At 72.2% G+C, this 6,125-nt stretch carries 7 protein-coding genes; 3 read left to right on the top strand and 4 right to left on the bottom strand.

All coding sequences use genetic code 11. The features are described from left to right. The first annotated feature begins 49 nt into the window (after nt 1-49). A complete protein-coding gene (locus ACFVZW_RS30470) occupies nt 50-445 on the top strand; it encodes a hypothetical protein (RefSeq protein ID WP_384527978.1) in 396 nt (131 codons plus the stop codon). A gap of 111 nt (nt 446-556) precedes the next feature. Here ACFVZW_RS30470 and ACFVZW_RS30475 read toward each other — a convergent pair whose 3' ends face one another. Continuing rightward, the gene (locus ACFVZW_RS30475) at nt 557-1,207 is read right to left on the bottom strand and encodes an HAD family acid phosphatase (protein ID WP_384527980.1); all 651 of its coding nucleotides are present in this window, start codon (nt 1,205-1,207) and stop codon (nt 557-559) included. A 259-nt stretch (nt 1,208-1,466) separates the two neighbouring features. Here ACFVZW_RS30475 and ACFVZW_RS30480 point away from each other — a divergent pair, with 259 nt between their 5' ends. Beyond that, nucleotides 1,467-3,278 (top strand): cellulase family glycosylhydrolase, encoded by a 1,812-nt coding sequence (locus ACFVZW_RS30480; protein ID WP_384527983.1) that lies wholly within the window; start codon nt 1,467-1,469, stop codon nt 3,276-3,278. Between the two features lie 9 nt (nt 3,279-3,287). Here ACFVZW_RS30480 and ACFVZW_RS30485 read toward each other — a convergent pair whose 3' ends face one another. Further along, nucleotides 3,288-3,731 (bottom strand): hypothetical protein, encoded by a 444-nt coding sequence (locus tag ACFVZW_RS30485; protein WP_384527985.1) that lies wholly within the window; start codon nt 3,729-3,731, stop codon nt 3,288-3,290. Nucleotides 3,732-4,025: 294 nt separating this feature from the next. Continuing rightward, complete coding sequence (locus ACFVZW_RS30490; RefSeq protein WP_384527988.1) at nt 4,026-4,598, bottom strand: TetR/AcrR family transcriptional regulator; 573 nt, start codon at nt 4,596-4,598, stop codon at nt 4,026-4,028. A 54-nt stretch (nt 4,599-4,652) separates the two neighbouring features. Between ACFVZW_RS30490 and ACFVZW_RS30495 the strand changes: the two genes are divergently transcribed. After that, nucleotides 4,653-5,081: a DUF1707 domain-containing protein gene (locus ACFVZW_RS30495; RefSeq protein WP_384527991.1), complete on the top strand. Its 429-nt coding sequence runs from the start codon at nt 4,653-4,655 to the stop codon at nt 5,079-5,081. A 37-nt stretch (nt 5,082-5,118) separates the two neighbouring features. On the opposite strand, the gene ACFVZW_RS30500 is transcribed toward ACFVZW_RS30495, so the two are convergent. Continuing rightward, entirely contained in the window at nt 5,119-5,793 is a 675-nt protein-coding gene (locus tag ACFVZW_RS30500) for a class F sortase (RefSeq protein WP_384527994.1), read from the bottom strand. Between the last annotated feature and the right edge of the window lie 332 nt (nt 5,794-6,125).

The following is a 6,125-nucleotide window of genomic DNA, read 5'->3' on the forward strand; positions in this document are numbered from 1 at the left end:
CTCGGGCGTACGGGTCGCGGCCCGACCGACCAGGAGCGATGAAGGATCGATGACGCTGAACGAGGGCCACCGGGTGCGGCTGGCGGTGGAGCTGAGGCTGACCGGCACGGTGACCCCGGCCGAGGACTCCCCCGCCGGAGAGGACACCGTCGCCGGTTCCCTGGCCCTCGGGGCGGGGATCGAGGGCACCGTCGAGCGGGTCGACTCCCACGTGAAGGAGCAGGGCCATGAGGTCCGCGAGTACCTCAGGCTCACGTCGCTCCTCGAGGACTTCGGCCACCAGATGCCTCCGGGGAGCAGGGGCCAACTGGAGGAACGGATCGCCTCGTTGGTACCGGCGTGGCAGGCCTACGAGCGGGAGAAGGACCGTGTGACGGTCCGCGTCCGCCTCGACAACGGGTTCGTCCTCGACGACGTGCCCGAGCACCTCTTCACCACCGGCTGATCACGGCTCCGGGCCGGCGACGGTGCCGGAAGGATGCCGTGATCCCGGGGTACGGACGCGCCCCGGACCGGCACCCGCGCGGGCGGGCGGGTCCGGGGCGGGCCCGTCGGGTCAGGAGAGCTTGCCGTCGTAGTCCGGCAGCTTGAACGTCCGCTCGGCGTGACCGCCGACGAAGTCGGTGGGGCGGTTGCCGATGTTCGCGATGATCGTGTAGCCGCGGGCCTCGATCTCGGCGCGCTTGGCCGTCTTGTACGTGCTGACCTCTTCGAAGAGGTCGGGCAGGCTGCGTACGTAGAGGCCGGAGACGGGGTAGCCCTCGGCCTTCAGGTTGTACTGGGTGAGGGCGTGGATGATGCCGGGGCGTGCCGTGACGAAGAAGACGGCCACGCCGCGGGAGTGGGCGTAGCGGGCCAGGTCGCGGACGTCCTGCACGGCCGGGGTGGGCAGGTGCAGGAAGAAGTGGAAGTCCGTCTCCAGCGAGGTGTTGTCGATGTCGAGGACGATCGCCTGCTTCTCACCGTCGGCGTTCGCGGTGCGCTGCTCGATGTACGGCCGGGCCGTGTCGACGACGGCCTTGACGTCGCGGCGCCACGTTCCGTAGTCGACACCGGCGAGGTCGGCGACGCCGACCGTGGATGCGGCGGTCACGCTGACCTGGGCCGACGCGGGCGCGGCCGTGGCGGTGGCCGGGGACGCGACCAGGATGCCGACTGCCGCGGCGGCGGACAGGGCCGTTCTGGCGCCGAGAGTGTGGCGATGCATGTGGGGGATCTCCTGTGGACGGAGACACGTCCGGTCGGACGTGTCTGGACGAACACGACGGTTTGGCATGTTCGCGACTAGATTCAGGCCTGTGCGACGCCATGTCTACCGGTCGGTAGGAAATTCCTCGTTCACGCGCGGTTAACGCCGGGCTCTCGTTCTTGACGGTTCGTCAGACGCGCATGACAGTACGTCCATGGCCACCCAGGGGTTACGTCGGTCGCACCGGTACGGACGAGGGGCGTGGGGCGCAGCGTTCATGGCCCTCGTGTCCTGCGTGCTGTACGCGGGAGCGCCGGCGCGTGCCGGCGAAGCCGCGCCGTACGACACGCGGGCGGCCGAACTGACCGTCAGCGGGACCCGCTTCGTCGACGGGTACGGACGCGAGGTCGTCCTGCGCGGCTTCAACGTGTCCGGCGAGACCAAGCTGGCCGAGAACGGCGGACTGCCCTTCGCCGGTGTCGAGGACGCACGCACGTCCGCGCGGGCCGTACGCGAGCTGGGTGGCGCCAACTCGGTCCGGTTCCTGCTGTCCTGGGCGGCGGCGGAGCCCACGCGCGGCACGGTCGACGAGCAGTACCTGAGCCGGGCGACGGCGCAGATCCGGGAGTTCCTCGCCGTCGGACTGCGCGTGTACCCCGACTTCCACCAGGACCTGTTCTCGCGGTACGTCTTCGACGAGGACAGCTGGTACTCGGGCGACGGCGCACCGCGCTGGGTCGTCGAGGCGGGCGGCTACCCACGCGAGTTCTGCGGCATCTGCGCCCACTGGGGCCAGAACATCACCCAGAACCGGACGGTCAAGGACGCCATGCGCGACTTCTGGACCAATCGCAACGGCATCCAGGACGCCTTCCTCGACACCGCCCAGAGGACCATGGCGTATCTCGCGACGCACCTGGAGCCCGCGGAGTTCGCGGGCATCGCCGGCTTCGACCCGTACAACGAGCCCTACGCGGGGCAGTACGCGGACGGGCAGGACGGCAGCAGCTGGGAGAAGGGGCTGCTGTGGCCGTTCTACGAGAGGTTCCGGGCGCGCATGGACGCGGCGGGCTGGCGGGACAAGCCCGCGCTCGTCGAGCCGAACATGTTCTGGAACTCCAACCTGTCCTTCATGAAGCAGCCCGGCGGGCTGGGCGGCGTGGGCCCGCTGGGGCCGCGCTACGTCTTCAACACGCACTTCTACGACCAGGCGCGGATGTCGGGCTTCTTCGACCTGACCAAGGCCAAGGACGGCGAGTACGCCACGGACTTCCAGGCCGTACGCGGCCGCTCCACGGCCCTCGGCACCCCGGCCGTCGTCAGCGAGTTCGGCCATCCGCTGACCGGAACGTCGTCGGACAAGGCACCGTCGGTCCTCAAGGGGCTGTACCAGGCGCTCGACAGCGGACTCGACGGCCGCGCCTGGTGGCGGACCCCGGCCGCCTCGGGGCCCGTCCTGTCCGCGCATCAGTGGCAGTGGGACATCTACAGCGGACGCCATCACGAGGCGATGAACGACAACCCGCAGAAGATCCGCACCGAGGGCGACGCGTGGAACGACGAGGACCTGTCCGCCGTGCGCCTCGACGACAGTGGCGCCCCGGTGCTCCGCCAGGACGCGCGGCTCGTCGACCGGCTGTACCCGAGCGCGGTCGCCGGACGCACGCTCGCGTTCCTCTACGAGGACCGCTCGCACGACGCGGGCAGGATGACGACATGGAGCCGGATTCCCGACACCATGCCGGAGTCTCGGCGACTCGTGGGCCCGGACCGGCCGTACGGCATCCTGGTGTGGCGGGGCGACGGCGGGGAAGCGCCGACGGAGTTGCACCTCCCCGCCGGCTTCGATCCCGCCACCACCACGGTCGTGTCGGACCTCGGCACGGTCACCGGGCCCGGGGCCACGGGCGCGATCGCCGTCGCCCCCGAGCCCGGGGGCTCGAACGCCCGCCGGATCCTCCTGTCCGGCGCCCCGCAGGGTGTGCACTTCGCACTCGTGAGCGCCGCCCCGGCGACGGCGGAGCAGCGGGCGGCCGTGCAGCGGGAGCTCGTCGGCTGGCTCGCGGGGACGGGAATCGGTCGGGAGTGACGCCTGGAGTCAGGAGCGTTCGCCGTCCGGCCGCGGAGCCGGCGCCGTGCCCGGTCGGAGGGTGGTGATCAGCGGCCAGATCACCGAGTAGACGAGGATCTTGGTCAGCGGGTTCAGCCAGACCAGCAGCGGCGCCCCCTCCCGCACTCCCCCGGCCAGGGCGATCAGACCGGCCGTCAGGCCGACGCTGATCCCGTACGCCAGCAGGAAGCGCAGCCAGGAGAGCCAGGCCGCGACGATCGCCTGGCGGCCGTACAGCGTCGGTGCGGTGGGTTCGGGCTCGTTGCCGTATCGCTGTGCGAACTTCCGGTCCGCCCAGCGCAGCGTGCTGTGGCCGTAGACCACGGTGATCCCGAGGTAGGCGGCCGACAGACCGTGCCAGACACTCGGCTCCGCGCCGTTGCGCACACTGATGACGGTCGCTGCCAGCAGCACGACGTCCAGCAGGGGCATGCACAGGAGAAGCGCCCCGCCCAGTCTGCGCCGGCCGGCGATGTAGCGCGCCGCCAATCCGCTCGACAACAGCACCCAGAACAGGACGTCACAGGCGACGATCAGGTAAAGAATGGCCTACCCCCGGTCTCTCCATGGTGGTGCCCGCGAGGGCCTGGTCAGGGCCGCGAGCATGAAACGCATGCCAATTATGGCCGCTCCCGGTCGAGTTCGCGGGTGCGAAGGGCGTGGAGGGGGCGGGGGCGCCGCAACGACCGACCCGGCGAACGCCCCTGCCGAAGCCCCCGCCCCGGCCTAACGCCCCATGGAGGTCAGCGTGTCGAGCGCGTGATCGAGGGCGGCGAGCAGGGACGTGTGCTCCTCGGGGGCGTACAGCATCCGTAGCGCCAGACCGTCGGAGAGCGCGATGACGGCGTCGGCGGTCGCGGCCGGCGCGGGGCACGCGGCGGTCTCCAGCCATGCCACGAGCGCCTGCCTGACGTCGTGGTCGACCTGCCGCCGGATGGCCGCGAGGCGGGGATGGTGCGCCGCGTGGACGGCGAAGGCGAGCTGGGCCGCGGCCTCGGCTCGGCGCTCGTCGTCGAGAGGGAGCGTGGTGAGGATCAGCTCGCGCAGCGCCTGCCGTGGGGGCAGGCCCGCGTCCACCCGTGCCATCCGTTCCTCGATGCGCTCACCGGCCAGTTCGGCCGCGAAGACGAGCATGTCCTCCTTGGTGCCGAAGTACTTCTGCACGGCACCGGCGGAGCGGCCGCTTTCGGCGGCGACGGTGCGCACACTGACCTGGTCCAGGCCCTGTTCGGCGGCGAGACGGAGCAGGGCCGCGCCGATCTGCCGGCGCTGCTCCCGCCGGTCGACGGTCTTGGGCATCCGACACACTCCCTCTTTGAGATACAGTCGTATCCTAAACGAAGGGGGAGCACGATGATGGACGACCGGAGCCGTCCCGGCACGCCTGCTCTGCGGATCTCGGACCAGGACCGCGACAGGACCCTCGCCGTCCTGGCCGCCGCCCTCGCCGAGGGCCGGCTCGATCCGCCGGAACACGCGGCCCGCGCCGGAACCGCCGTCGAGGCCAGGACCGCCGCGGAACTCGCCGCCCTGACGGCCGACCTGCCCGCCTCGAAGCCCACCCGCGCGGAGCGGGACCGCAAGGACCTCGCCGAATGGCTCGCGGAGTGGCGCTACTGGCTCGGCGGCCTGGTGATCATGTCGGGCATCTGGGGCGTGCGCTGCCTGCAGAAGGGTGAGCTCGTGTACTTCTGGCCGGTCGCGCCCCTCGGCATCTGGGCGGCGGTCCTGATCGCCATCGCGATCTGGCCCAGCGACCGCGAAACGGACGAGGAGTCGTAGGACTCGCCCGGATCGGCCACCGCCACGCCGCTGCCGGCTACTTCACCGCGTTCATCGTCGCGTAGACGACGGTGTTGGCCTCGTAGCCGGTGCTCTCGGACCAGCCGCCGCCGCAGGTGATCAAGCGCAGTTCGGGGCGGGCGGAGCCGGCGTAGACCTTGTCGTCGGGGAAGCCGTCCTTCGCGTGGACCTCCACCGCGTCGACCGTGAAGAGGGCCGTGCGGCCGTCCTGGCGGTCGACCGCGATCTCGGAGCCCTTCTTCAGGGCGCCGAGCTGGTGGAAGACGGCCGGGCCGTAAGGGGTGTCCACGTGTCCTGCGACCACGGCAGTCCCCCGCGAGCCGGGGGTGGTTCCGTCGGCGTACCAGCCGGCCAGGGCGGGGGCCGTCACGGGCGGCGGTTGCAGTGTGCCCTCGGCGTCCAACTCCAGGCGCGTCAGGAAGGCATCGACCTTGATGGCCGGGATCCGGATCCGTACCGGGTCCGACGCGGGCAGTGGCGCGGGGCCGGGGCTGTCCGGGGCGGTTCGGGGAGCGGTCCGTACGCCGGGCGGCGAGCCGGCCTGTGTCGCCGTGGGCTGCGGGGGGTCGTTGTCCCGCAGCGCGCCCGCCAGCAGCAGGGATCCGAAGAGCGCGATCCAGGCGAGCGTCTTGAACGAAGGAGGGCGCCGCGGCGAGGTGCCGGTGGTCGTCGGCCCGGAGCCGTTCCTCATGGTGATGATGCCTTTGCTCGGTGCCGGGAGCCCAGCGGCCCCCCGGGCCGCGCGCCGCGCGGCGCCGGGGGCGCGCGGCGGGCGCGCGGGGGGCACAAGGCCACCCCCGGCGCCGCGGGCCGAGACCGGGCGCGCCCGCGGTCCCCCCCCCCCCGCGGCGCGGTGGCGGGGGGGTGCCACCCGCACCCGCCCCGCCCGCCCCCCCCCCGCGCGCCCCGGCCGCCCGCCCCCGCCCCCCCGCGAACAGCTCCGGCAGCGAACCCGCCACCACCGGGACGGCCGTCTCGGTCCACTCCGCCAGAAGTCGGCGCTCGCCCCCGTCCAGGACCTCG

Origin of the sequence: Streptomyces sp. NPDC059567 (assembly GCF_042735655.1) — a bacterium.
In the GTDB taxonomy this organism is placed as follows: domain Bacteria; phylum Actinomycetota; class Actinomycetes; order Streptomycetales; family Streptomycetaceae; genus Streptomyces.

Bases quoted from the DNA above. Each gene is read 5' to 3' on its own strand.
- ACFVZW_RS30470 (WP_384527978.1), top strand. From the start codon at position 50: ATGACGCTGAACGAGGGCCACCGGGTGCGGCTGGCGGTGGAGCTGAGG.
- ACFVZW_RS30475 (WP_384527980.1), bottom strand. From the start codon at position 1,207: ATGCATCGCCACACTCTCGGCGCCAGAACGGCCCTGTCCGCCGCCGCG.
- ACFVZW_RS30480 (WP_384527983.1), top strand. From the start codon at position 1,467: ATGGCCCTCGTGTCCTGCGTGCTGTACGCGGGAGCGCCGGCGCGTGCC.
- ACFVZW_RS30485 (WP_384527985.1), bottom strand. From the start codon at position 3,731: ATGCCCCTGCTGGACGTCGTGCTGCTGGCAGCGACCGTCATCAGTGTG.
- ACFVZW_RS30490 (WP_384527988.1), bottom strand. From the start codon at position 4,598: ATGCCCAAGACCGTCGACCGGCGGGAGCAGCGCCGGCAGATCGGCGCG.
- ACFVZW_RS30495 (WP_384527991.1), top strand. From the start codon at position 4,653: ATGATGGACGACCGGAGCCGTCCCGGCACGCCTGCTCTGCGGATCTCG.
- ACFVZW_RS30500 (WP_384527994.1), bottom strand. From the start codon at position 5,793: ATGAGGAACGGCTCCGGGCCGACGACCACCGGCACCTCGCCGCGGCGC.